24 protein-coding genes are annotated in these 25,132 nt (G+C 55.5%); 11 read left to right on the top strand and 13 right to left on the bottom strand.

What is annotated here, in order from left to right; all coding sequences use genetic code 11:
* The first annotated feature begins 2 nt into the window (after positions 1–2).
* Together KO536_RS11200 and KO536_RS11205 are read left to right on the top strand one after the other, a co-directional pair.
* Positions 3–449, top strand: a complete 447-nt coding sequence (locus KO536_RS11200; RefSeq protein ID WP_219261964.1) for a GNAT family N-acetyltransferase — start codon at positions 3–5, stop codon at positions 447–449.
* A gap of 17 nt (positions 450–466) precedes the next feature.
* Complete coding sequence (locus KO536_RS11205; RefSeq protein ID WP_133074913.1) at positions 467–1,147, top strand: GNAT family N-acetyltransferase; 681 nt, start codon at positions 467–469, stop codon at positions 1,145–1,147.
* A gap of 55 nt (positions 1,148–1,202) precedes the next feature.
* Here the strand turns inward: KO536_RS11205 and KO536_RS11210 are convergent, their stop codons facing one another.
* The 4 genes from KO536_RS11210 to KO536_RS11225 all read right to left on the bottom strand — a co-directional run bounded on the left by KO536_RS11210 (position 1,203) and on the right by KO536_RS11225 (position 6,260).
* A complete protein-coding gene (locus KO536_RS11210; protein ID WP_048362256.1) occupies positions 1,203–1,478 on the bottom strand; it encodes a helix-turn-helix domain-containing protein in 276 nt (91 codons plus the stop codon).
* Positions 1,475–2,800: a HipA domain-containing protein gene (locus KO536_RS11215; RefSeq protein ID WP_219261965.1), complete on the bottom strand. Its 1,326-nt coding sequence runs from the start codon at positions 2,798–2,800 to the stop codon at positions 1,475–1,477. The genes KO536_RS11210 and KO536_RS11215 overlap by 4 nt, the downstream gene beginning before the upstream one ends.
* A gap of 224 nt (positions 2,801–3,024) precedes the next feature.
* Positions 3,025–4,833 carry a sodium-extruding oxaloacetate decarboxylase subunit alpha gene (oadA, locus tag KO536_RS11220; RefSeq protein ID WP_133074915.1) on the bottom strand — a complete coding sequence of 603 codons (1,809 nt, stop codon included), beginning with the start codon at positions 4,831–4,833 and terminating at the stop codon, positions 3,025–3,027.
* Positions 4,834–4,844: 11 nt separating this feature from the next.
* On the bottom strand, positions 4,845–6,260 hold the full coding sequence (locus KO536_RS11225) for an acetyl-CoA carboxylase biotin carboxylase subunit (RefSeq protein ID WP_019826929.1): 1,416 nt from the start codon (positions 6,258–6,260) through the stop codon (positions 4,845–4,847).
* Positions 6,261–6,450: 190 nt separating this feature from the next.
* On the opposite strand from KO536_RS11225, the gene KO536_RS11230 reads away from it, so the two are divergent.
* On the top strand, positions 6,451–7,413 hold the full coding sequence (locus KO536_RS11230; protein ID WP_219261966.1) for a LysR family transcriptional regulator: 963 nt from the start codon (positions 6,451–6,453) through the stop codon (positions 7,411–7,413).
* On the opposite strand, the gene KO536_RS11235 is transcribed toward KO536_RS11230, so the two are convergent.
* The 3 genes from KO536_RS11235 to KO536_RS11245 form a co-directional block, all read right to left on the bottom strand.
* Entirely contained in the window at positions 7,355–7,567 is a 213-nt protein-coding gene (locus tag KO536_RS11235) for a PA3496 family putative envelope integrity protein (RefSeq protein WP_133074917.1), read from the bottom strand. The genes KO536_RS11230 and KO536_RS11235 overlap by 59 nt on opposite strands.
* Positions 7,568–7,759: 192 nt before the next feature.
* A complete protein-coding gene (gene hexR, locus KO536_RS11240) occupies positions 7,760–8,626 on the bottom strand; it encodes a transcriptional regulator HexR (protein ID WP_133074918.1) in 867 nt (288 codons plus the stop codon).
* A 157-nt stretch (positions 8,627–8,783) separates the two neighbouring features.
* The gene (locus tag KO536_RS11245; RefSeq protein ID WP_133074919.1) at positions 8,784–10,319 is read right to left on the bottom strand and encodes an EAL domain-containing protein; all 1,536 of its coding nucleotides are present in this window, start codon (positions 10,317–10,319) and stop codon (positions 8,784–8,786) included.
* A 191-nt stretch (positions 10,320–10,510) separates the two neighbouring features.
* Between KO536_RS11245 and uvrD the strand changes: the two genes are divergently transcribed.
* From uvrD to KO536_RS11260, 3 genes are all read left to right on the top strand, one after another.
* The gene (gene uvrD, locus KO536_RS11250; protein ID WP_133074920.1) at positions 10,511–12,694 is read left to right on the top strand and encodes a DNA helicase II; all 2,184 of its coding nucleotides are present in this window, start codon (positions 10,511–10,513) and stop codon (positions 12,692–12,694) included.
* A 266-nt stretch (positions 12,695–12,960) separates the two neighbouring features.
* Positions 12,961–13,815 carry a Tim44 domain-containing protein gene (locus KO536_RS11255; RefSeq protein ID WP_133074921.1) on the top strand — a complete coding sequence of 285 codons (855 nt, stop codon included), beginning with the start codon at positions 12,961–12,963 and terminating at the stop codon, positions 13,813–13,815.
* A gap of 133 nt (positions 13,816–13,948) precedes the next feature.
* Entirely contained in the window at positions 13,949–14,356 is a 408-nt protein-coding gene (locus KO536_RS11260; protein ID WP_016782918.1) for an SMI1/KNR4 family protein, read from the top strand.
* A 43-nt stretch (positions 14,357–14,399) separates the two neighbouring features.
* Here KO536_RS11260 and KO536_RS11265 read toward each other — a convergent pair whose 3' ends face one another.
* Entirely contained in the window at positions 14,400–16,160 is a 1,761-nt protein-coding gene (locus tag KO536_RS11265; RefSeq protein ID WP_219261967.1) for a cation:proton antiporter, read from the bottom strand.
* A 287-nt stretch (positions 16,161–16,447) separates the two neighbouring features.
* Here KO536_RS11265 and KO536_RS11270 point away from each other — a divergent pair, with 287 nt between their 5' ends.
* Positions 16,448–16,933 carry an acyl-CoA thioesterase gene (locus tag KO536_RS11270; protein ID WP_019826917.1) on the top strand — a complete coding sequence of 162 codons (486 nt, stop codon included), beginning with the start codon at positions 16,448–16,450 and terminating at the stop codon, positions 16,931–16,933.
* Between the two features lie 46 nt (positions 16,934–16,979).
* Here KO536_RS11270 and pdxY read toward each other — a convergent pair whose 3' ends face one another.
* The gene (gene pdxY / locus KO536_RS11275; RefSeq protein ID WP_133074923.1) at positions 16,980–17,852 is read right to left on the bottom strand and encodes a pyridoxal kinase PdxY; all 873 of its coding nucleotides are present in this window, start codon (positions 17,850–17,852) and stop codon (positions 16,980–16,982) included.
* 113 nt (positions 17,853–17,965) lie between these two features.
* Here pdxY and KO536_RS11280 point away from each other — a divergent pair, with 113 nt between their 5' ends.
* The gene (locus tag KO536_RS11280) at positions 17,966–18,367 is read left to right on the top strand and encodes a DUF3301 domain-containing protein (RefSeq protein WP_019826913.1); all 402 of its coding nucleotides are present in this window, start codon (positions 17,966–17,968) and stop codon (positions 18,365–18,367) included.
* Between the two features lie 195 nt (positions 18,368–18,562).
* Here the strand turns inward: KO536_RS11280 and KO536_RS11285 are convergent, their stop codons facing one another.
* Genes KO536_RS11285 through zigA form a run of 3 tightly spaced genes read right to left on the bottom strand, consistent with a single transcriptional unit; the run spans position 18,563 to position 21,435 of the window.
* Positions 18,563–19,537 (bottom strand): GTP-binding protein, encoded by a 975-nt coding sequence (locus tag KO536_RS11285; RefSeq protein ID WP_219261968.1) that lies wholly within the window; start codon positions 19,535–19,537, stop codon positions 18,563–18,565.
* Positions 19,538–19,576: 39 nt separating this feature from the next.
* Complete coding sequence (locus KO536_RS11290) at positions 19,577–20,230, bottom strand: DUF1826 domain-containing protein (RefSeq protein ID WP_219261969.1); 654 nt, start codon at positions 20,228–20,230, stop codon at positions 19,577–19,579.
* The gene (gene zigA / locus KO536_RS11295) at positions 20,227–21,435 is read right to left on the bottom strand and encodes a zinc metallochaperone GTPase ZigA (RefSeq protein WP_133074926.1); all 1,209 of its coding nucleotides are present in this window, start codon (positions 21,433–21,435) and stop codon (positions 20,227–20,229) included. The genes KO536_RS11290 and zigA overlap by 4 nt, the downstream gene beginning before the upstream one ends.
* Positions 21,436–21,583: 148 nt before the next feature.
* On the opposite strand from zigA, the gene folE2 reads away from it, so the two are divergent.
* Together folE2 and KO536_RS11305 are read left to right on the top strand one after the other, a co-directional pair.
* On the top strand, positions 21,584–22,480 hold the full coding sequence (folE2, locus tag KO536_RS11300) for a GTP cyclohydrolase FolE2 (RefSeq protein WP_133074927.1): 897 nt from the start codon (positions 21,584–21,586) through the stop codon (positions 22,478–22,480).
* A complete protein-coding gene (locus KO536_RS11305; RefSeq protein WP_133074928.1) occupies positions 22,477–23,037 on the top strand; it encodes a DapH/DapD/GlmU-related protein in 561 nt (186 codons plus the stop codon). The genes folE2 and KO536_RS11305 overlap by 4 nt, the downstream gene beginning before the upstream one ends.
* Here the strand turns inward: KO536_RS11305 and KO536_RS11310 are convergent, their stop codons facing one another.
* Positions 23,038–23,556 carry a DUF3617 domain-containing protein gene (locus KO536_RS11310; protein WP_133074929.1) on the bottom strand — a complete coding sequence of 173 codons (519 nt, stop codon included), beginning with the start codon at positions 23,554–23,556 and terminating at the stop codon, positions 23,038–23,040. It lies immediately after the preceding gene.
* 135 nt (positions 23,557–23,691) lie between these two features.
* Here KO536_RS11310 and cls point away from each other — a divergent pair, with 135 nt between their 5' ends.
* Positions 23,692–25,131, top strand: a complete 1,440-nt coding sequence (cls, locus tag KO536_RS11315; RefSeq protein WP_219261970.1) for a cardiolipin synthase — start codon at positions 23,692–23,694, stop codon at positions 25,129–25,131.
* Position 25,132 lies beyond the last annotated feature (1 nt).

Genomic DNA, 25,132 nt, shown 5'->3' on the forward strand with positions numbered 1-25,132 from the left:
ACATGACTCAAATCCAGATCAAACCCGCAACCACCGCCGATCACGAACAGTGGCTCCCCCTCTGGCAGGCCTACTTGCGCTTCTACAACACCGAGCTGTCAGACGAAATCACCCAATCCACCTGGACACGTTTTTTCGATCCGGCTGAGCCGACCTCTCTGGCCCTTGCCTGGCAAGGCGACAAGGCCGTGGGCATGGTGCAGTGCGTGTATCACCGCACCAACTGGAGCATTAAAAACGCCTGCTACCTTCAAGACCTGTTTGTCAGCCCCCAGGTTCGCGGTAAAGGGGTAGGTCGCCAACTGATCGAGCACGTCTATGCCGTCGCTCGCGATAAAGACTGTGCCAAAGTCTATTGGATGACTCAGGAAACCAACGCCACGGCGATCCAGTTGTATGAGCGTATTGCCGAGCGCCCTGGCTTTATCCAGTTTCGCAAAACCTTGTAATAACTAAGGAACGCGCAATGCCCGACTCTCTAGAACACTGGCTGGCGGCCAAAACACCCGATACCCGAACCCTTGAAGGGCAATTCATTCGTCTGGAAAAGCTCGACCCGGCACGGCATGGCGATGAACTATGGCTAGCCTTACAGGGGCCGCAGGCTGATCCCAAGCTTTGGGACTATTTACCCTACGGGCCCTTCAATGAGCGTCCGACGTTTGATACCTGGTTGCAAAGCCATGCCGCCAGTCGTGACCCGCATTTTTATACCGTCGTTGATAAGTTGAGTGGCGAGGCACAAGGCTTGATCAGCCTGATGTGCATCGTCCCTGAGCACGGGCGCATCGAGATCGGCCACGTGACCTTCGGCGCCCCCATGCAGCGCTCGCCAAAGAGTACCGAGGCGGTCTACCTGCTGGCCAAGGAAGCCTTCGCACTGGGCAACCGACGCCTGGAGTGGAAGTGCAACAACGACAACGCGCGATCAAAGCGTACAGCAGTACGATTAGGGTACACATACGAAGGCGTCTTTCGCCAGCATATGGTAGTTAAAGGCAAGAATCGTGATACCACGTGGTACAGCATTATCGGTACGGAATGGCCCTCTATAGCGGCAGGCTTCGAAAAATGGCTGGCACTGGATAACCAACCAGAAAGCGGCCAGATAAAGACCCTGGAAGAATGCAGAGCATCAACTGTATAAAATTTGATCAATGCGCCCAACAAGGACTGTTGGGCGTTTTTGTTACAGAAAGGGATTAGAATTTTCGCGGTAAGCGGACCACACCCATTTGCAGACCAAAGGGCTTGAAGACTGCATTCAGGGATTTAAGCGTCGGATTGCCTTCGCCGTGCTCGATTTGAATCAAGGTACGGACCGAAATTTTGCACATGCGGGCAAACTGGGTTTGCTGCAATCCGGTCACATCAACCCGAAAGCGCTTTACCGCCTCACCCAGTGCGATTTTGCCCTGAGCAAGATCAGCCTCAATACTTTCGATCATCAACTGGCGCGCATCAATAGTCAGGGTCATTTCAAGCCCCACTCGCGCAAGCGCTGGTCGAGGTTTTTAAGCGCGATTTGTGGATGGTTCATCGTCAGCTCCGGTAGCCCTTCAGCACTTAACAAATCAGGCAGGGCCCGTAGCGGCTCGACATCAGCGCGTAAGCGCTGATACGCCATATCCGGATCAATAATCGAGCTCAGCGACTCACAGGCACCTCGCCAATCAATTTGCCCCGCACGCTCTACCTCCCGCGACCACTTGGTTGTACGCGTAATACCTTCACCATCCATCACCATGGGCGCCAGGTCATAGACAGGCGCCAGGCGAAATGAATCAACACCTCGAATAATCGCGGTGTTGCGGCCATGGTTATCACTGTTGCCAAGGATTTTGTTCAGCAGATCGCGGCGCAAGTATTCAGCCACCAGATCAGGGATCTGATCCTGCTGGCCAGCATGCTTCCAAAGCGCTGCCAACCGCTCAAGCACTTCGACGTGAGCCATGTCGCTGCCGGGCTCAGTGACCTGGGCAAGAGAATAGACAGACTCCACAGCAAGCCTCTCGACGCCTTGCCCAGTGACCTTGCGGTCAAAGCGCTGCATCCACAGGCTCGGCTTTCGCCCTTCTTCCAGCGCCAGCCCTTGAGCTGGAACAGTTTCAATACCCAATGCCTGCAAGGCTTTGTAGTACATGAATTCGCTGCGCAAAATGTCGCAGTCCAGCTCCAACCCCTTGTTGCGAGCAAACTTGATGAACCAATGCTGCCTGACGTCAGGGTCCGCCAGGGTAGCGTCGGGATACAACAAGCCATCCGCGCCTTCAGACATCAACAGTTTGGGCGCTTCGCCACCCGCCCCTGTTGCGCCGCCAATCGCAGCCCCCTGCTCGTGGGCGTACTCAAGAAAGCTGTTGTCACGATCGATCACGTCCTGGCGAGAGAAGCCCAGCACCGCATGGGAATCAAGCCGCTCAAACGACTCTTTAATCCGCAGATGGCCTATCGGCGCAGGCGTGCTGCGGCCAAGCAAAAACAAATCAATGCTCAAGTCCTCAGGTTTTTCCCGCCCTATTTGCTTGATCAGGATCTTCTTCGCAGCCCCGGCCGGGGCAATGTCGTGCAGGAAGGCGGGAGCCTTTTTCAGAATGTGCGTATCCCACTCAACGGGCACACAAGCACTCACCGAGCAAAGAAAGGGGCTTTCAATGGCCTCCAGGTTTTGCATTAGGTACTTCTGCTTGTAGCCAAAGCGGCAAGGACCATCGAGCCCTTTATTCGGCTCAGAAAAAGCCAGCGTCATCGCGTCCTGCCACTGACCGGCACGGTAGAGCTGAAGGGTTAGCTGAAACATGCTCGCACCCGCAATTCAATGCATATCAAACAGTCGAATAAACCATTACCTGCAATATAGTGCAGTTGTGGTTATTTTTCTCGCCCAGAAAATGCATTTTAATGCAGATAAAGGCGATTTCCGAATCACCCGTCTGCATTAAAATACAGATACAAAAAGCCAGTCGAAAAAAAAGGGGAGCACATGCTCCCCCGAGGTTTAAAGCGTTTGTATCAAAGGCGGTATCAGGCTTCGATTTCGATCAGAATTTCGCCCGGGTTAACGCGGTCGCCCTTGATGACATGGATGGTGACGATTTTACCCGCGATGGCGGCCTGAACTTCGGTCTCCATTTTCATCGCTTCGGTGATCAGTACTGACTGGCCAGCCTTGACGACGTCGCCTACGGCAACCAGTACATCAACGATGTTGCCCGGCATTGCAGTGCTGACGTGGCCCGGCTCGCTCGCTTGCTTGCGCTTGCTCGAAGTGCCACCCACAAATTCGTTAAGCGGCTCGAACACCACCTCTTCCGGCATACCGTCGATGGACAGGTAGAAGTGACGCTTGCCTTCTGCCTTGACGCCTACACCGGTGATGTCTACGCGATAGCTTTCGCCGTGTACGTCGATCACGAATTCGGTCGGTACACCCTCACCGCTCGCCTTGGTAACACCGCCAGCTTCAGGAATCGGCAGCAATACTTCCGGGGCCAGGGTGCCTGCAGCACGCTCTTCGAGGAATTTGCGGCCGATGTCCGGGAACATGGCGAAGGTCAGTACGTCTTCTTCCGACTTGGCCAAAGCACCAATCTCAGCACGCAACTTGACCATTTCTGGCTTGAGCAGGTCAGCAGGACGTACGTCGATCAGCTCTTCGTTACCAATGGCCTGACGACGCAGTTGCTCGTTGATCTCGCCTGGCGCCTTGCCGTAGCCGCCTTGCAGGTAGAGCTTCACTTCGTTGGTGATGGTTTTGTAACGCTCGCCAGCCAGTACGTTGAAAAACGCCTGGGTGCCGACGATTTGCGACGTCGGTGTCACCAGCGGCGGGAAGCCCAGGTCTTCACGTACACGCGGGATCTCGGCCAGCACTTCGCTCATGCGGTTCAGGGCGCCCTGTTCCTTGAGCTGGTTGGCAAGGTTGGAAATCATCCCGCCCGGTACCTGGTTCACTTGAACACGGGTGTCGACTGCGGTGAATTCGCTTTCAAACTGGTGGTACTTCTTACGCACGGCATAGAAGTACAGACCAATTTCCTGCAACAGCGACAGGTCAAGACCGGTGTCGTATTCGCTGCCTTTGAGGGCCGCTACCATCGACTCGGTGCCCGGATGGCTGGTGCCCCACGCGAAGCTGGAGATCGCAGTGTCGATATGGTCGGCACCGTTTTCTATCGCCTTGAGCTGGCACATGGAAGCCAGACCGGCGGTGTCATGGGAATGAATAAAGATCGGCAGGCTGATTTCAGCCTTCAACGCCTTGACCAGTTCGCCAGTGGCAAACGGGGTCAACAGGCCAGCCATGTCCTTGATTGCCACCGAGTCGCAACCCATGGCCTCCATCTGCTTGGCTTGGGCCACAAACGCTTCAGTGGTATGCACCGGGCTGGTGGTGTAGGCGATGGTGCCCTGAGCGTGCTTGCCAGCAGCCTTGACCGCCTCGATGGCGACGCGCAGGTTACGGACGTCGTTCATGGCATCGAAAATACGGAACACGTCGATACCGTTGACAGCCGCCTTGGCGACGAAGGCTTTGACCACGTCATCGCTGTAGTGGCGATAGCCCAACAGGTTTTGACCACGCAACAGCATTTGCAGGCGAGTGTTAGGCAAGGCGGCACGCAGCTGGCGCAGACGCTCCCACGGATCTTCCTTGAGGAAGCGTACGCAAGCGTCAAAGGTGGCGCCGCCCCAGACTTCCAGCGACCAGTAGCCGACTTTGTCGAGCTTGTCGCAGATTGGCAGCATGTCTTCAGTGCGCATGCGGGTTGCCAGCAGCGACTGGTGGGCGTCACGCAGGATGGTGTCAGTTACAAAGATCTTCTTGGACATGAAAATTTTCCTCACAGGCCTGCGTGGGCGGCAATGGCGGCAGCGATGGCCAGGGCCAGCTCTTCGGGTTTGCGCTTGATCGAGTAGTTGGTCAGTTCTGGATGGCTTTCTACGAAGCTGGTATTGAACTGGCCACTACGGAATTCCGGGTTACGCAGGATTTCCTGGTAATACGCGGCGGTGGTTTTGACCCCTTGCAGACGCATGTCGTCGAGGGCGCGCAAACCACGGTCCATCGCTTCTTCCCAGGTCAGGGCCCACACCACCAGCTTCAGACACATGGAGTCGTAATACGGCGGGATGGTGTAGCCGGTGTAGATCGCCGTGTCGGTACGCACGCCAGGACCGCCGGGCGCGTAGTAACGGGTGATCTTGCCGAAACTTGGCAGGAAGTTGTTTTTCGGGTCTTCGGCATTGATCCGGAACTGCAAGGCAAAACCGCGGTGCTGGATGTCTTCTTGCTTGATCGACAACGGCAGACCGGAAGCAATGCGAATTTGTTCACGAACAATATCGATGCCGGTGATTTCTTCGGTGATGGTGTGTTCCACCTGCACCCGGGTGTTCATCTCCATGAAGTACACCTCGCCCTCGGCGAGCAGGAACTCCACGGTACCGGCGTTCTCGTAACCCACGGCCTTGGCCGCACGCACAGACAGGTCGCCGATGTAGGCGCGCTGTTCCGGGGTCAATTGAGGGCTTGGGGCAATTTCGATGAGCTTTTGGTTGCGACGCTGGATTGAACAGTCGCGCTCAAACAAATGCACCACGTTGCCAAAGCTGTCACCGAGGATCTGGGCTTCGATGTGCTTGGGGTTGACGATGCACTTTTCGAGGAACACTTCTGCCGAGCCAAAGGCTTTGGTGGCTTCAGAGATCACTCGAGGAAAGGCTTGTTCCAGTTCTTCACGGCTGTTGCAGCGACGAATCCCGCGTCCGCCACCACCCGAGGTGGCTTTGAGCATGACCGGATAGCCAATGCGCTCGCCTTCAAGCAGTGCTTCGTGGATATCGGCAACGTTGCCTTCAGTGCCTGGCGTGACCGGTACACCGGCCTTGATCATGCTGCGGCGCGCTTCAGTCTTGTCGCCCATGCGGCGGATGACTTCAGCGGACGGGCCGATGAACTTGATTCCGCGCTCGGCGCAAATATCAGCCAGCTCTGCATTTTCTGACAGAAAACCATAACCGGGATGCAGAGCATCACAACCGGTTTCAACCGCCAGGTTCACCAGCTTGCGCGGGTTCAAATAACCGGCCAGCGGGTCTTCGCCAATGCTGTGGGCTTCATCGGCACGCTTGACGTGCAAGGCATGTCGATCCGCTTCGGAATAGACCGCCACAGAACGAATACCCATCTCGGCGCAGGCACGCACGATGCGGACGGCAATTTCTCCGCGGTTGGCGATCAGGATCTTTTTTATCACTTGGATTTTCCCTAAAGCCCATGGAACAAACGACCTGCTAGACCAGGTCGGCACGTGTCCAAATGTGTCTGAACCGTTGTGTCGTCACACTAGACCCACGCAACAATAAACAAAAATCAATAATTCTTGGGTCGTGCATAAGTAACGACTTATAGTCAGATCACTTGCCGCTTCGGATAATTTTATAAAAATGCGTAAGTCATTGATGCGTATCACTTTTCGTCAATTACAGGTATTCAACGAAGTCTGTGATTTGCGCTCTTACAGCCGCGCTGCAGAAGAAATGTCGCTGACACAACCCGCCGTAAGTCTACAAATTCGTCAGCTTGAAGAGCTGATTGGCCAGCCTTTGTTCGATTACGTAGGCAAAAAGCTATACATGACCGAGGCCGCTGAAGCGCTTCAGTTGGCCAGCCGGGATATTTTCGGGCGCCTTGAAAACCTCGACATGCAGCTCTCGGACATGCTCGGGTCGCTGCAGGGCCAACTGAAACTGGCGGTTGAATCGAGTGCAAAATATCTCGTCCCCCACCTGTTTGCCGCTTTCAAGCGCCAGCACCCGGAGGTCAATCTGCAGCTAACGGTGGTCAATCGGGCGCAAGCCGTTCGCCGCCTGTCGGATAACCGCGACGACCTGGTGATCATGTCGATGGTGCCGCAGGACATGGGCCTGGAGTTTCTGCCGTTTTTGAATAACCCGATTGTGGCCGTCGCACCGCCAGACCACCCGCTGTGCAGCCGTGGTCCGCTCCGTTTGCAGGACCTGGAGCCGTATACCTTGCTGATGCGCGAACAGGGGTCGGGCACACGCATGGCGTGCGAGGAATACTTCAAGGAGAAGCGTGTTCACTTCAGTCAAACACTGGAAGTGTCGTCCAACGAGTCCCAGCGCGAGTGCGCAGTGGCCGGGTTGGGCGTGGCGCTATTAACACGCCACGCCGTCAGCCTGGAACTTGCGACCGGCCTGCTGCGCGAGTTGCCGGTCGAAGAGTTGCCGCTGTATCGCAGCTGGTGCGTGGTGCAGGCCAAAGCCAAGCGCCTGTCACCGGTGGCCCATGCATTTCTGGGGTTTATTCGCAGTGAGCGCCTGCAAATCAGCGAGCTGGTTGAGCGCTTCGACGGTCACTTGCCGACGCAGCCTGCCAATAGTTGATTGCATTGAGGTCGGGATAATCCGAGGTTTCAAGCCTTAGCTGGCGCTGATTGTCATGGTCTTCGATTGCGCGGCGAAAGGCCATGCGGCGCTGGTCTTCTTGCTGACGGCGGGTTTTGACGGCGCTATTGCGTTCTTCGTAAGGCTGGGCCATTTCGAGTCTCCCAAGGCGTGTACGGGAGTTTCAAGATGGACTTTGTTTATGACGACTTGGCGAAGATGGGATGACAGGGGGATGAAGGCTGAATATGAGTACTGTGCGGGAGGGAGCTTGATCGCGATTCAGGCAACGCGGCCTGTCAGGAAAGCTTCAGCGATGCCATCGCGAGCAAGCCCGCTCCCACAATTAATCTTCGTGGCTTTTCAGCGACTTGGGCGACAGACGCAAGCTGCGCAGGCTGCGCTTGACGCTTTTAAGGTGGTTGACCAGGCTTGGGCCGCGAGCCATGGCAACCCCCATCGCCAACACGTCAATCACCACCAGATGGGCAATACGCGAGGTCAGCGGGGTGTAGATTTCGGTGTCTTCGTGGACATCGATGGCCAGATTGACGGTCGCCAGCTCCGCCAGTGGCGTTTGGCTCGGGCACAAGGTAATCAAGGTCGCGCCACTTTCACGCACCAGATTGGCGGTGATCAGCAAGTCTTTGGAACGGCCCGACTGGGAGATGCAAATCGCTACATCCGTAGGCTTCAAGGTTGCAGCCGACATCGCTTGCATATGGGGATCGGAGTACGCCGCAGCCGTCAGTAAAAGGCGAAAAAACTTGTGCTGGGCATCGGCCGCAACGGCACCCGAGGCACCGAAACCATAAAACTCGACCCGCTGCGCTTGCGACATGGCCGTCACCGCACGCTGCAGCGCCACGGGATCAAGCTTCTCGCGCACTTCCATCAGGGTGTGCAGCGTGGTGTCAAAAATTTTCAGACTGTAGTCCGCAACCGAATCGTCTTCGTGGATTGCGAACTGACCGAAACTGGCACCTGCTGCCAGGCTTTGCGCCAGCTTGAGTTTCAAGTCCTGGAACCCGGAACAGCCAATTGCCCGGCAAAAGCGCACGATGGTGGGCTCACTGATGCCGACACTGTGGGCAAGGTCGGCCATGGAACTGTGCATTACAGCCGCAGGATCAAGCAGCACGTGATCGGCGACCTTGAGTTCCGATTTACGTAACAGGTGGCGTGACTGGGCAATATGTTGCAGCAGGTTCAAAGGGCAGGACTCGGTCTGTAAGCGGCAGGCGCCGGGGATGTAGCATTCTTGTAGTTATACTACAAGAATTCGCTTTCTGCCCACCCAATACACCCTGTCTTACCCTTATCTTTCCCATGATTCATGCAGCTTCAGGGCGATGTAGCCCTTTTTGGCACTACAAATCCACTACACCGGCACGTAACAAATCGCCAAACTGCGCAGCGTTTACCGGACGGCTGATCAAGTAACCCTGCACTTCGTCGCACTGGCGAGCCTTGAGAAATGCCAGCTGCGCCTCGTTTTCGACACCTTCGGCCACGACTTTGAGGTCGAGGCTATGGGCCATGGAGATAATCGCAAGGGTGATGGCCTCGTCTTCACTGCAGCGCCCCAGGCCGTGGATAAAGGTTTTATCAATCTTCACGTAATCCACTGCAAATCGCTTGAGGTAACTGAGCGAGGAGTAACCGGTCCCGAAGTCATCAATCGCCAGCCTCACGCCCAGCTCGTGCAATTGCTGGAAGGTTGCGATGACGTATTCAACATTGTCGAGCAACTGGCTTTCTGTCAGCTCAAGTTCCAGGCAGTGAGGCGCCAGACCGGTTTCTTCAAGCACCTGGCGCACCAGGCTGACCAGTTTGCCCTGGCGCAATTGATGCCCCGACAGGTTCACCGACACCCGTATCGGCGCCAGCCCTGTGCGCTGCCATTCACAGGCTTGCCGGCAGGCTTCGCGCAGCACGAACTCTCCGATGGCGCTGATCAGGCCAGTCTCCTCGGCCAAGGCAATGAAGTCGCTCGGAGGGACGCTACCCAACTGCGGATGATCCCAGCGAACCAGCGCTTCAGCTGCGTGCAGGCGCCCCGTTGCAAGGCATAGTTTAGGTTGATAGAAAACGTCGAGCTGGCATTGGGCAATGGCTTTGCGCAACTGACTTTCCAGTTGCAAACGCTCCAGGGTGCTGTGTTGCAGGCTGTGACTGTAGAACTGAAAAGTGCCGCCGCCCAGATGCTTGGCCTGGCGCATGGCTTTATTGGCCTGGTGGACCAGGGTGGCAATGTCCCGTGCGCTGCCCGGCAGCAGGCTGATGCCCATGGACACGCTGATGATCAGCTCATGGCCATCCACCACCAAGGGCCGGCCGAGTCTTTCCATCAGTCGGGTCGCTACCCGCGCCAGACTGGTCAGGCTGCTGTAAGCATCAAACAGCACGGCAAACTCATCGCCCGACAGTCGCGCAATGGTGTTGGCCTCAGGCAAGGCCTTGGTGATGCGTTCTGCCATTTTTTGCAGCACATGATCGGCCAGCTCGTGCCCAAGATTGTCATTGAGCAATTTGAAACGATCGAGGTTGATGTGCAGCAACGTCAGGTGGCATGAACCCTGGCGAACACGCTGGCTGGCCTCCTCCAGTCGCTCCTTGAACAAGAGACGGTTGGCCAGGCCGGTCAGTTCATCAAAATGGGCGAGGTGGCGAACGCGCGCCTCAACGAGACGGCGCAGTTCCACTTCGCGCAAAAGCTCAGCGTTCAGTTGCTCACTGCGGACATTGGCTTGCTGCAAGTCGTCGAACAGACCTTGATGGCGTAAACGCTGCACCTTGTGACGCAGATTGACCCGCTTTACTTGCCAACCCAGACCACTCACCAGCAGAAAAAGGCCGAACCCGAGGCCGAAAAAAATTCCCGGCGAATTTAAACTCTGAACCATCGGCGAAATTCTTATCAGTAGGGGAGCCAGGAAGTTGCCCGAGCATACACAAGCTGTGCCCGCGACCAAACGCACAGGCATCATTTAATAGATGAAACCAGCACAGCCCATACCGGCAGGCTTTTTGACCGCTCGGCCCAAGAGCGCTACGTGGCTAGCAATAAAACGTCAACAGCCCCTAAAATGCCCCGATGCGCGATGATCTCTCTCTCTTGTTAAATTCTCTCAACGATGCCCAACGTCAGGCCGTCACGGCCAGTGTGGGGCGTCAGTTGGTTCTGGCCGGCGCAGGTTCCGGCAAAACCCGTGTGCTGGTGCACCGTATCGCCTGGTTGATCCAGGTCGAGAACGCGTCGCCGCACTCAGTCCTGTCGGTGACATTCACCAACAAGGCCGCCGCCGAGATGCGCCACCGCATCGAGCAACTGATGGGTATCAACCCGGCGGGCATGTGGGTCGGCACCTTCCACGGGCTGGCACACCGTTTATTGCGGGCTCACTGGCAAGAAGCCGGGCTGAGCCAGACCTTTCAGATCCTCGACAGCGATGACCAGCAACGTCTGGTCAAGCGCGTGATCCGTGAACTGGGGCTGGATGAACAGCGCTGGCCGGTGCGTCAGGCGCAGTGGTTTATCAACGGTCAAAAAGACGAAGGCCTGCGTCCTAAACATATCCAGGCCAGCGGCGACTTGTTCCTGGCCACCATGCGCAATATTTACGAGGCCTATGAGGTCGCGTGCCAGCGTGCCGGTGTCATCGACTTTTCCGAGCTACTGCTGCGCGCCCTGGATCTGTGGCGCGACAACCCGGGCTTGCTGGCGCACTACCAGAAACGCTTCCGCCACATTCTTGTCGACGAATTCCAGGACACCAACGCCGTTCAATATGCCTGGCTGCGATTGCTGGCCCAGGGCGGCGACAGCCTGATGGTCGTGGGCGATGACGACCAGTCGATCTACGGCTGGCGCGGCGCGAAAATCGAAAATATCTACCAGTACTCAACCGATTTCCCGGACGCCGAGACCATTCGCCTGGAGCAGAACTATCGCTCCACGGCAGGCATCCTCAAAGCGGCCAACGCCCTGATTGCCAACAACACCGGACGCATGGGCAAAGAGCTGTGGACTGACGGCGGTGAAGGCGAAGCAATTAATTTGTACGCAGCCTTCAATGAACACGATGAAGCGCGCTACGTGGTCGAGACCATCGAAAGCGCCTTGAAAACCGGCCTGGCCCATAGCGATATCGCCATTTTGTACCGCTCCAACGCCCAATCGCGGGTGCTTGAAGAAGCGTTGCTACGCGAACGTATTCCTTACCGCATTTATGGTGGCCAGCGCTTCTTCGAGCGCGCAGAAATCAAAAACGCCATGGCTTACATGCGCCTGCTCGAAGGCCGTGGCAATGATGCCGCGCTGGAGCGGGTGATTAACGTGCCTGCCCGCGGTATCGGCGAAAAAACCGTCGAGGCCATTCGCGATCACGCACGTCACAGCGATGTGTCGATGTGGGAGGCGATGCGCCAGCTAATTGCCAATAAAGCCCTCCCCGGTCGTGCTTCAGGCGCCATTTCCGGCTTTATTGAACTGATCGAGAACCTCGCGGCAAAAGTCATGGAGATGCCTCTGCATCTGATGACCCAAACCGTGATCGAACAGAGTGGGCTGATTGCCTACCATCAGGCGGAAAAAGGCGAAAAAGGCCAGGCCCGGGTAGAAAACCTTGAAGAACTGGTCAGCGCAGCGCGCAACTTCGAGAACAATGACGAAGATGAAGAGCTGTCGCCATTGGCCGCCTTCCTTGGTCATGCCTCACTGGAGGCTGGCGATACCCAGGCCGAAGAGCATGAAGACGGTATCCAGCTGATGACGCTGCACAGCGCCAAGGGTCTGGAGTTTCCGTATGTGTTCCTGGTGGGCATGGAAGAAGGCTTGTTCCCGCACAAGATGAGCCTGGAAGAACCCGGCCGCCTTGAAGAGGAGCGGCGTCTGGCTTACGTGGGCATTACCCGCGCCATGCAAAATCTGGTCATGACGTACGCTGAAACCCGACGCCTGTACGGTAGCGAGACCTACAACAAGGTTTCGCGCTTCGTGCGAGAAGTGCCAAAAGGCCTGATCCAGGAAGTTCGTCTGTCCAACAGCGTCAGTCGCCCTTTCGGTGGTGGTCAAAAGCAGAGCGCCAGCAGCCTGTTTGGCGGTTCGGAAATACCAGAAACCGAATTCAAGCTTGGCCAGATGGTCAAGCACGCGGTCTTTGGCGAAGGCGTCATTCTCAACTTCGAAGGCGCAGGCGCGCAGGCGCGGGTACAGGTGAACTTCTCCGAAGGCAGCAAATGGCTGATGATGGGCTACGCCAAACTTGAAGCGGTCTGACAGCAACCCGACAGCTTTGCGGGAATAGTCTGGATTGATAGATAACGGTGGGAGCGGGCTTGCTCGCGATGGCAGCACCTCGGTGTATCAGATGCACCGAGTGCCGGGAATCGCGAGCAGGCCCGCTCCCACATCAATGCGTCCTACAGTAAAAAAATCTGTCTCTTACAGATAAATAGGCAAAAGCCCGAAACACTTCACCGCTAGCCAGTCACAACTCACCTGTGCAACATGGCGCGCGTGATATCCACAAATGGGAACCCCTTATGAAACGTTTTCTTAGCATCGCCATGGCGTTGTGCATCGGTTTGACGATGAGCCTCGACGCGAACGCCAAGCGCTTCGGCGGCGGCAAAAGCGCTGGTGCAGCGCCTAGCCACCAAACGCGCCAGGCCGCTCCAGCTGCAGCCCCTGCAGCTGCCGGTGCTGCAGGCGCCGCCGCAAAAGCCGGTGGTGCTTCGCGCTGGCTCGGCCCTCTGGCTGGCCTCGCAGCCGGTGGCCTGTTGGCGTCCATGTTCATGGGCGGTGGCTTCCAGGGCATGCAGTTCTTCGACATCCTGATCATGGCGGTCATCGCCTTCCTGATCTTCCGTTTTATCGCGGCCCGTCGTCGCAAGCAACAATCCGAGATGATGGCCCCTGCCGGTCACGCTCCACTGCAACGCGAAGCCTTTGACGCCAAGCCAGCACCTTCGTCCTTCTTCGGCGGCGGTTCGGCAGCCCCTGCGGCACGCCCGGTGATCAATGCACCGGCCTGGTTCAATGAGCAGAACTTTCTTGAAGCTGCGCGCAACCATTTCCAGTCCCTGCAACAGCACTGGGATGCCAACGAAATGGACAAGATCGCCGAGTTCGTAACACCGCAGATGCTCGACTTCCTCAAGCGTGAACGCGCTGAGCTGGGTGATGGCTTCCAGTCCACCTACATCGACAACCTGACCGTGCAACTGGACGGCCTGGACGACCGTGCAGACAAAACCATTGCAACCCTGACCTTCAGCGGCGTGTCGAAAAACTCGCGCTTTGACCAGGGCGAAGCCTTCAGCGAAAGCTGGAACATGGAGCGTCAGCAAGGTGATAACCAGCCTTGGCTGGTAGCCGGTATCCGCCAGAACGGCTGATCCCGCAAGCTACACATGCGTTAATCAAAGCCCCGGACTTGTCCGGGGCTTTGCATTTCACGATTGCACTTATAACGAGCTACTGTATAAAGCGCGTCATATAAACCGCGCCATAGAGCATGAGGATGAGGTCGTGGAAGAGATCATTGAAGAGCTACGCGAAAAAAACGAGCCTGTACCAGTTCCTCTGGAACTGCCTGAAGAAGACCAGTTGGTGGAAATCGAAGAACAGCTGTTCATTGATATTCCGTTTGTCTTCAGAGAGTTTCTGCTGACCGTCAGTGACGTGGTGTATGGCAGCCTGGAGCCGGTCACCGTGACCGACCCACAATCACACACCTACCTGCCGGAAGTGGCAGCCAACGCTTGGGATGCCGGCGTTGACCGCAGCTTGATCCCTATTTGCCAGGACGGCGACGACTACTACTGCGTAGAAGAAGACGGCACCGTGGTGCTGTGGTCCGGCGAAGAAGAGCTCGTTACCGAAGAAACATGGGAATCGGTCTGGCACTGGGCGCGAGACGTCTGGCTGGAAAGCTGATACCTGCTTGATGCCCGCTTTCCAGCCATTGGTCAGCGGGCTGTCAGTGCTCCCCTTCCTTGTGGTTATCCAGCGTCTCCAGCAGTGCAACCTGCATGCGGGTATGGATCCGGATGAACCAGCGCCACAACAGCGCAGCCACTCCCGCTGCCACTACTGCAATCACGATCAGCAATTCATTGGTGGGCAAGATGCTCGCCGACAATGCCGACAACAGCAGAAAAATCACCAGTAACGACAGAATCGGGATCACTTCCGAGATCACCCGACGCACGCGCTGCGTGTGACGCCCGGCCATTTCCGGTTTGACGCCCATCTCGGCCAGGAGCATCGACAACGCCTTGAGCTTGCGATACGCCGCGATCAAAAACGGCAGCGACAGCAACAAGGCCACGCCCCAGATAATCCCTTTTTGCCAGCTCGGCTCCAGAATCCAGCCCTGCAAGTAACGGCCAATCCGGGGGGCGAAGTAACCACCCGCGAAGAAAATAGCGATGACCAGGGCCAGGTTGACCCCAACCTGCATCAGGATTTTCCGGATCATCGCAGCCAACAGTGCCCCTTCTCCCTGCGGCTGAATACTGCGCAGCCACTCGCCATAGAGCCCGAACACCCGTGACACACGACCAGGCACCACCTGTGCCAGCTTGAGCGAGAGCGGGTCTGCGGCGCGAATCAGATAAGGCGTCATCAAGGTCGTCAGTACGGATACAGCAACCGCTACGGGGTACAGGAAGCTACTGGTGACCTGTAATGTCATACCTAGCGCCGCGATGATGAAAGAAAACTCCCCAATCTGAGAAAGTCCCATCCCAACCCGCAGCGATGTGCGTCCGTCATTACCTGCGATAAATGCCCCTAGCCCGCAGGACAGCATTTTGCCCAGCACCACCGCAATGGTGATCACCACGATGGGCACCGCGTATTCCAGCAGGATCGCCGGGTCGAGCATCAGTCCGATGGCGACAAAGAAAATCGCGCTGAACAAATCACGTACCGGTTCGATCAGGCGCTCGATTTTCAGTAACTGACGGGATTCGGCCATGATCGCCCCGATCAAAAAGGCCCCGAGCACCATGCTGTATTCCAGTTTGACCACCAGCAGGCAGAAGCCAAAACACAGCCCCAACACGGTGATCAGCAGCATTTCATTGCTTTCGAATCTGGCCACATACGCCAGCACACGCGGCACCAGCAAGATGCCGATGACCAGCGCCACAATCATGAACAACGACAATTTACCGACTGTCGAAAAAACTTCCTCGGGGCTGACACTGCCGCTGACAGCGATGCTCGACAGCAGCGCAATAATCCCGATGCCTAAAATATCTTCAACGATCAGCACGCCAAAAATCAGCTGTGCGAAGCGCTCGTTCTTCATTTTCAGGTCATTAAGGGCTTTGACGATGATGGTGGTCGATGAAATGGCCAGAATCGCGCCTAAAAACAGCGAATCCATCGTGTTCCAATCAAACCAGCGGCCAATTTCGTAGCCGATCCAGATCATCAGCGTAATTTCCATAAACGCTGCGATAAAGGCTGTGGCCCCGACCTTGAACAACTTGCGCAGGCTGAACTCCAGTCCCAGGCAGAACATCAAAAAAATAACCCCCAGCTCGGCCAGGGTTTTGATCGTTTCTTCATCGTGGATCAGGCCAAACGGCGGGGTGTGCGGGCCAATGATAAAACCCGCAACGATATAGCCCAGCACCACGGGTTGCTTGAACCTGTGGAAAAGAATCGTCACCACACCTGCGACCAGCATGATGACTGCCAGATCCTGGATAAAACTGATGGCATGCATGGCGTGGCGCTCCTTGTTTAATTTTCAACAGGCAACAAGACGACAGACGCCGCCTGACTGGCTGTGCGTATCGACCGTTCTAAATGTAGGAATTACCCGACTAACGGGCTTTTGCAGGTTAACACCGCGACTTCCAGCATAAAGGCGGTGCAATATATGGAAACAGATGGATATAAGCGTGACGGCAGTCAAAACGGCAACGTCCCGTTAATTACTGTTTCAAAAATCGACAAGTATCCACAGAGATACCCATTTCACTGCTGCAACACAACCACGAGCCTGCTGCTATGGAACCCGGAAACGCCCAACTGTCGATGACGGTCCTGATGACCCCGGACATGGCCAATTTTTCTGGCAATGTTCACGGCGGAACCCTGCTCAAGTACCTGGATGAAGTCGCTTACGCCTGCGCCAGCCGCTATGCGGGGCGTTATGTAGTCACCTTGTCGGTGGATCAGGTTATTTTTCGCGAACCGATTCATGTCGGTGAGCTGGTGACTTTCCTGGCATCGGTCAACTACACCGGCAACACCTCAATGGAAGTCGGCATCAAGGTCGTCACCGAAAATATCCGTGAACGCTCGGTGCGCCACACCAATAGCTGTTTCTTCACGATGGTCGCCGTGGACGACGACCGTAAACCGGCCGCTGTTCCGCCGCTGCAGCCGTTGAACAGTGAAGACAAGCGTCGTTTTATTCAGGGCAAGCAACGTCGCCAGATCCGTCAGGAACTGGAGCAGCGTTATCGCGAGCTGAAAGACGAGACGGTGTAAATGACCTGTGGGAGCAAGCTTGCTCCCACAAGGTTTTCAAGTTTGCTTACAAACTGATCGGCACGGCTTCAAACCGCACACGCGGATGAGCAATGCGGTCCTGGGCCCGGATCAACTGCAATTCGTAGCTGGTGCAGGCCTGGGTTTCCAGCAGCACCTCGTGCACCGCCGCAGCGGTGAACTCAAAAGCGGCCACCAGGCTGTCGCCCAGCAATACCCGCGCTAAAAACAGGCCTGAAGTCAGATCGCCCACACCCACAGGCTGACGCGGGAAAGCCAACAGTGGACGGCGCAAGTGCCAGTTCCCTTCTGCTGTTACCAGCAGCATCTCGAAACTTTCTGCCGGCTTGCCTGGATAAGACAAATGCTTGACCAGCACCGCTTTCGGGCCGCGGGCCAGCAAGCTGCGGGCCATCGCCAGGCAGTCGAACAACGATTGCGGATGGCGACCGCAAAAACTGTCCAGCTCCAGCTGATTGGGACACAAAAAGTCGGCCATCGCGGCCGCTTCTTCGAGCAGGAAATCACTCACTTCCTGGGGGACGATGCAGCCTTTCTCCGGGTGACCCATTACCGGGTCGCACAGATACAACGCATGGGGGTTTACGGCCTTGATACGCGCCACGCCACTCAAGATTGCCCGCCCCTGAGCCGCACTGCCCAGATAACCGGACAAGACCGCATCACAGTTGCCCAGCTCACCGATGGCGGCAATTCCGTCAACAAGCGAAGGAATTTGCTCGGGAGCCAACACTTCGCCTGTCCACTGACCATACTGAGTGTGGTTGGAGAACTGCACCGTGTTCAGAGGCCAGACATTCACCCCCACGCGCTGCATAGGAAAAACGGCTGCGCTGTTGCCGGCATGGCCGAAAACCACGTGGGATTGGATGGCGAGTAAATGAGGTGTACGTTTCATGCCGGATTCCAGACTACGGGTGGATTCAAGCCACGCAGTATGCGACGAAACGCGGCCTGTACGACAGGTTGAAGACGCAGTTAAGCTGAGCACAATCTGTTGGAGCACATGTAATGCTGACCCTAGGAAATATGTTTGTGCTGATGCTGCTGGCCACTGGCGCAGCCTGGCTGTGGCACAACCACGGTTTGCGCGAGCGGGCGCTGGAACGCGTCAAACAGCACTGCAAAAATCTCGATATCGAGTTGCTGGATGAAAACGTGGCACTCAAAAAAATCGGCCTGATCCCCGATGCCAATGGCAACAAACGCCTGGCCCGTGTGTATAACTTCGAGTTCACGGTTACGGGAGATCAACGCCATACCGGGACCATCACCCAGTTCGGTGCCCATAGCGCAAAAATCGAACTGCCGCCCTATCCCTTCCAGACCGAGCCTGAGCCCAGCGAAATTCCCAGCGCTCAAGTGATTGAACTCAGCCAATGGCGCCAGGAACACAGCAAGACCCGCCACTGAGCCCTTCTCGCACCTTTCTGCAACGTACCTGTGGATAACTTCCCCGCATAACAGGCTAAAACCATTGAGATAGACACTTCTCTTGGTTTTTGGCCGGTGTAAATCAATGGGCACACTTAATATTGTAGGACAATTTTACCAGCACAGAATCAAGTAAAACGCCCTGTTTTCTTGCTCGCGCCCCATGCCCGCCCCCTAAAAAACGTCCTCGTGCAGGCAGTTTTCCAGCCCCGAGCGAAGCACATCCAGGTCTTGCGGCTGATCAAAGATTAATTCGAGGCGTGAATCCGTACGCCACTCACTCGGCACCCACGCTGCGACTGAGTTATCCACAGAATTACTTGAAAACCAGCCTTCCGGGCCATGAATAACCACCTTCGCACGGCGCCAATTGAGGCTTTCCAGCCACTGGCGCAGCAACCCCAAGTCAAATTGCCTTGAGGCATGCCAACGCCAACCCACACTCCAGGCCTGAGACTGAAGCTGAGTCATCACAATCGGTGTACATGGGTCTGAAAACACGCTGCCTATTTGATTAAATTCCTTATAAATCAACAAGTTATCCACAGCATGAGAGATATTCATGTCGGCTGCAGGCAGCGTATTTAAAGGGATCCGGCCATATTCGACCCATACAATCGGGCACTTTGGCAGGCTGTATGCAATCTGCTCACGTTGCTCATTCGGGACACTATTAGATTTATTCATGACCACTAAACCGGCACTTTTCAAGGCTTCTTGCTGGGCTTCAGGCAAGGGTTTGCCTTGGGCCAAGGCTTGCGCATCAAGCACCACGACGCACGGCTGCAGGGCCAGAACACCACGCCAGGGTGCCTCACTCAGCTGCTTTAAAATCTGTGCGGGATGGCCCAAGCCTGAGGGCTCAATCAATAATCGGTCGGGGCGGGCCTTGCGTAAAAGACGGCTCAAACCAATCTGGAAAGGAGCGCCATTGACGCAGCACACACAACCGCCAGCCACTTCGGCAATCGCAATTGCATCGTTCCCCAGACTCATCAGAGCCGCATCCAGACCTATTTGACCGAATTCATTCACCAATACTGCCCAGCGCTCATGGGCGGGCTTGTGCGTCATCAGGTGCTGAATCAGACTGGTTTTGCCGGCGCCAAGTGGCCCGGCAATCACGTGGGTGGGTATGTTTTGCAGCATGATCGCCAGCTTCTATGTTGATCAAAGCAGCAATATGCCTCAGGCCAGCCAATCGAGGGTCAAAATCAATCGACGCTCGCCCGGCTCCAGAGCCGGAGAACGATGGATCAAGCCCGCCCCCTCATTGCCTTGCCACTTTTCTCCCTTGAGCAAGGCCACCTCACCGGCATTCACCTGCTGAATCAACGAGCCACGGGTTGGCTCGGCCTGCGGCTGGCCCAACTGAGAACGCTCCATCACCCCTTCTTCCAGCCATTGGCTACCCACTCCCGCATAAGTGGTAATGAGTCGCACAGGTACGTGGTCCACATGAAACCGTGGGCACATGGCCTTATCCAGCGCCCTGAGACGCAGCCCAACGCGTTTTGCGCCCAACAGGCACGCATAGGCGCTCACCAGCCAGGAAACGTCGGCAATGAAGCCTGCATAGCCCTCCAGATCATTAAACCTGGCGGCCAAGCCAGCCAAATTGGGCTGAGCCTTTTCGTTGGGCATATCTATCACGATGGCGTCAGCCAATGGCTCGTCTAACGCGAGTAATAAAGCCCCGAAATCGACGATATGCACAGGTAACTGACGCTGCCAGATAGCCAAGTTGACGTCTTCATCCAGAATCTGCGTCATGATTTCAGGCGTTTGCCCACGAACCTGATCGATCAACGGCTGAGCGATAAAGGTAAATGCATTCTTCATGCGGCTACCTCTTCATACCAATCACCAAAGGGATCGTTCAGTCGTTTCCAGCTTGCTTCACCCAATTCCATTTCGGCATCGCTGAGCAAACAGGCATCAAGCTCATGGGCGAGAAGTGAAAAGTCGATGTGCTGACCTATAAACACCAATTCCTGACGGCAATCTGCGGTGTCTGGCTGCCATTTTTGAAGAATTTCCGCCCTGGTTTCCGGATCTTGTGGCCATTGGTCGCTCGGCACAAAACGCCACCAGCGCCCGGCAAACCCATAGCGCATCAAGCCGCCTGCCTGGGACCAACTGCCCGCCTCCTGATATTTACTGGCCAGCCAGAAAAAGCCTTTGGAACGCAGCAATTTGCCGTTGGTCCAGGGACGCTCGATGAAATTAAAAAAACGTTCGGGATGAAACGGACGGCGAGCGCGATAGGCGCTGGAGGCGATGCCGTACTCTTCGGTTTCAGGTACATGCTCACCGCGCAGCTCTTGCAACCAGCCAGGTGCTTGGGCCGCACGCTCAAAATCAAAACGCCCGGTATCGAGAATTTTATTTAGCGGGACTTCCCCCATGACCATGGGGATTATTTCTGCATGTGTATTCAGACGCTGCAAAATGGCCATTAATTCTTGTCGGTCGGCACTGCTGATGAGGTCAATTTTGCTGATCAAGATGACGTCCGCGAACTCGACTTGCTCAATCAACAAATCGGTTATTGACCGTTCGTCTGATTCATCAAGGATTTCTCCTCGCGAATCCAGGCTCTCTGCCGCTTGATAATCCTGCAAGAAATTAAGGCCATCCACCACCGTGACCATAGTATCCAGACGGGCACTATCTGCCAGGCTCTGCCCTGCGTCATCGCGAAAAGTGAAGGTTTCTGCCACGGGAAGAGGTTCTGAAATACCCGTTGATTCGATTAATAAATAATCAAATCGACCGTCCTTCGCCAATGCACTGACCTCCTCCAGCAAATCTTCACGCAGGGTGCAGCAGATGCAGCCATTGCTCATTTCGACCAGTTTTTCTTCAGCACGATTCAAGGTCACGTCACGCTGAACTGCACCGCCATCAATATTTATTTCGCTCATGTCGTTAACGATCACCGCTACACGCAAGTTGTCGCGGTTACGCAAAATGTAATTGAGCAGAGTGCTTTTTCCCGCTCCGAGAAATCCGGACAGCACTGTCACCGGCAGACGTTTAGGCATGGGAGCTCCTCATCAGGATAGGCAGGTCAAAGCGCCCGCTTGTTGGCTCGATCATTTTTGATCGCCGATAATGATACATTATAACAATACAAAGCATTAGAATTGTTATTAAGTAACAAAACGCCAACTCCCTCGATGGAAGCCTTTTATGAATGCCCTAACCCTTCCCGACATAGCGTCACAAAACGCTCGACAAGCTATCCCACTTGAATGGGTTGGAATGTGCGGTATTGCGCTGCCAGTCTTGATTGACGGCCAGCGGCTCGCAGCAACAGCTGATGCAGGTGTAAGTCTGGATGACGGTGAAGCCCGCGGGATTCATATGTCACGACTTTATCTAGCGCTAGAAGTGCTCGAGTCGCAGGACCTGAACCCTCTCGTTTTTAAAAAAGTTTTGCAGCAATTTCTAGACAGTCATGACGATTTATCGATCTGTGCCTACCTACGAATTCACACCCACGTGCTGCTAAAACGTCCCGCTTTAGTAAGCCCACTGAGTGGCTGGAAGAGCTATCCGGTGAGTATCGATGCGTCTCTGAAAAACGGAATGTTCCACGTGGAACTAAAAATCGAGGTGGATTACTCATCGACTTGCCCATGCTCAGCTGCCTTGGCCCGTCAGTTAATCCAGCAACAATTCGTCAATGACTTCGCGAACAAGCCACTGCAGCACGCCGAAGTTTTAACCTGGCTTGGTAGTTCTCAGGGCATTGTTGCAACGCCCCATAGCCAACGAAGCACCGCCTACTTGCAGACTCGCCTCAGCACTGAGGTGCAGCAGTTTCCGATCAACCTGCTTATCGATGAAGCAGAGGGAGCATTGGGTACCGCCGTACAAACCGCAGTCAAGCGAGCAGATGAGCAAGCCTTCGCATTAGCCAACGGTCAAAACCTGATGTTCTGTGAGGATGCGGTACGCCGACTGAATGTCGCGTTAAAGGTTGTACCGGGAGTGAAAGGCTTCAACCTCAAAGTGGTACACGCTGAAAGTTTGCACAGCCATGACGCGGTAGCCCAAAGCTGCTGGAACTGGAGACCACTATGATCCGTAAAAATCCGTCCGGTGATCTGCCGAAGATCGCCGAGTCAGCCTACGTTGATAGAACCGCGATTATTTGCGGCAAGGTAGTGATTGGCGAGAATGTATTTGTCGGGCCATATGCCGTGATACGCGCCGATGAAATAGACAGTGAGGGTGGCATGCTCCCGATTACTATCGGAGCCAATTCCAATATCCAGGACGGTGTGGTGATTCACTCGAAGTCCGGGGCTGCAGTCACTATTGGTGAAAACACCTCGATTGCGCACCGGTCCATCGTTCACGGACCCTGCCGTATTGGTGATCGAGTGTTTATCGGATTCAACAGTGTGCTGTTCAATTGCGAACTCGGGGACGGGTGTGTGGTGCGGCATAACTCGGTCGTCGATGGCCGCGACCTGCCGGATAAATTCTACGTACCCTCCACAACGCGTATCGGGCCAAACACTGACCTGAGCCAGTTTGCCCCGGTCAGTGTCAGCGCATCGGAGTTTTCAGAGGATGTAGCGCGCACCAATGTCGATCTGGTACGCGGCTACAAGGCGCTGCAAAACGAGTTCTAATCAAGTGCGGGGTTTGACTGTTCCACAGTTTTGCCCCAACCAGACAGCACGGGTGTCCATGCTGCCCTTCTGCTGAATCCCGGTCGCGTTAAAGGTGCCATTAACCTGGGTGGTGAATTCACGATCACTGGCAAAAGTTGCCACACCTGCGCCCTGAGCTTTTGGACAACTAAAGCGAAACTTCCACTTATTTCCACTACGCTCAGTGATCTGCTGGTTACATCCCGACTTGGGATCAGTCAGCGGGATGTCATCTGTTTTCACTTGATCAGGGGTGAGGCAGACCCGAACACCTTTGCCTGCCATGGTCAGCCCTTGGCTTTCCAATTGGGCTTTTTGTTCCGGGGTCAGCATATTTTGCAATTGGCCTAACATTACCTGCAGTTCAGGTAATTGTTGGCCGTCTACCTGCATATTGCTGGAGCTCAGTTCCCAAAGCCCCGGCTGCAGCATTTGGGCCTGAGCCACCGGGATCGACAAACCACAGGCCATGAACAACCCAAGCAGACGAACATTCATCAAGTAACTCCTACGCTATTGTCAGCGTTAGACGTCAAAAAAGGGCGAGTGTTGCAACGCACCCAAATGGGGACATTCACTACAGAACGTGGTCTGTCAGTAATTGACATTGAACATTGAGGAGCAAGGATACGCATGGATTATCTAGGCCCGCACATATTTGGTTATCTGATTCTATTAATCCACAGCTTAGGCTTGATTGCTGCCGTACATGCGGTTTTAACCGTCAGGACGGCGCAAGGCTCGATCGCCTGGGCCATGTCATTATTCTTCATTCCTTACATCACACTGATCCCGTACCTGATCTTTGGCCGCAGCACATTTGACGATTACATTCGGGCCCGGCGCGATGCCAATCAGGAGATGCGAGAAGCCATTACTCACCTGAGCTGGCGGCCATGGGTAGAAGAAGCCCTCGCAGCACGCAACTCAAATGCCTATGCATCACTGCGAGCGATGCCCCGGTTAGGGCGCATGCCTTGCCTGGCAAACAACACCGTACGATTGCTGATCAATGGCACCGCTACTTTCGACGCTATTTTCGACGCCATCCGTGCAGCAAAAGAAGTCGTGCTGGTCCAGTTTTTTATCGTTCACGACGATGACCTCGGCATGAAGCTGCATGCATTGCTCCTGGAAAAAGCCGCACAAGGGGTCGCAGTGCATCTGCTCTATGACAGCATCGGCAGCCATGCACTGCCCAGTATTTACGCCGAGACCTTGCGCGCAGGCGGTGTTCAAACTTATGCGTTTGCCACACATGGCGGATGGATCAGTCGCTTCCAGGTGAACTTTCGTAACCACCGAAAAGTGGTAGTGGTAGACGGCGTGCGGGGCTTTGTTGGGGGGCACAACGTTGGGGATGAATACCTGGGCGCCAAACCGCCGCTGTCTCCGTGGCGCGATACCCACGTCGAAGTCACCGGCCCTGTGGTGGCCTGCCTGCAGGAGTCCTTTGCTGAAGACTGGTTCTGGGCCACACGCAAACTGCCCCCCCTGCTCCTGCCCCAGAGTTATCCGGACGGCGGCGTGCTCTGCCAGTTTCTGGCCAGCGGTCCAGCAGACCCGTATGAAACCTGCTCGCTGTTTTTTGTTGAAGCCATCCATGCCGCCAACCGCAGGGTGTGGATTACGACCCCCTACTTTGTTCCCGATGAGGCAGTGTTCTCCGCTTTAAGGCTGGCCGTACTGCGCGGTGTGGATGTTCGAATCCTGATACCGTCCCGCCCGGACCACAAGATTGTGTATGCCGCGTCCAGCCTGTATGCCTTTGAAGCAGTACGCGCAGGCGTGCGGATCTTCCGTTATCAACCGGGGTTTTTGCATCAAAAAGTGGTATTGGTCGACGACGAAATCAGCGCCATTGGCAGCGCCAATATGGACAACCGATCGTTCCGTCTCAACTTTGAAGTGATGTTGCTTACCGTCGACGAAGCGTTCGCCAGACAGGTTGAACATATGCTGCTCGATGACTTCGCCCTGGCCCGTGAAATCACCGAAACGGATATCAAGGCAACCCACCGTTTACAGCAGTTGGGCATGCGGGTGGCCCGGCTGGTTTCACCTGTTTTATAGG

It is taken from the genome of Pseudomonas sp. NKUCC02_KPG (assembly GCF_019345465.1).
In the GTDB taxonomy this organism is placed as follows: domain Bacteria; phylum Pseudomonadota; class Gammaproteobacteria; order Pseudomonadales; family Pseudomonadaceae; genus Aquipseudomonas.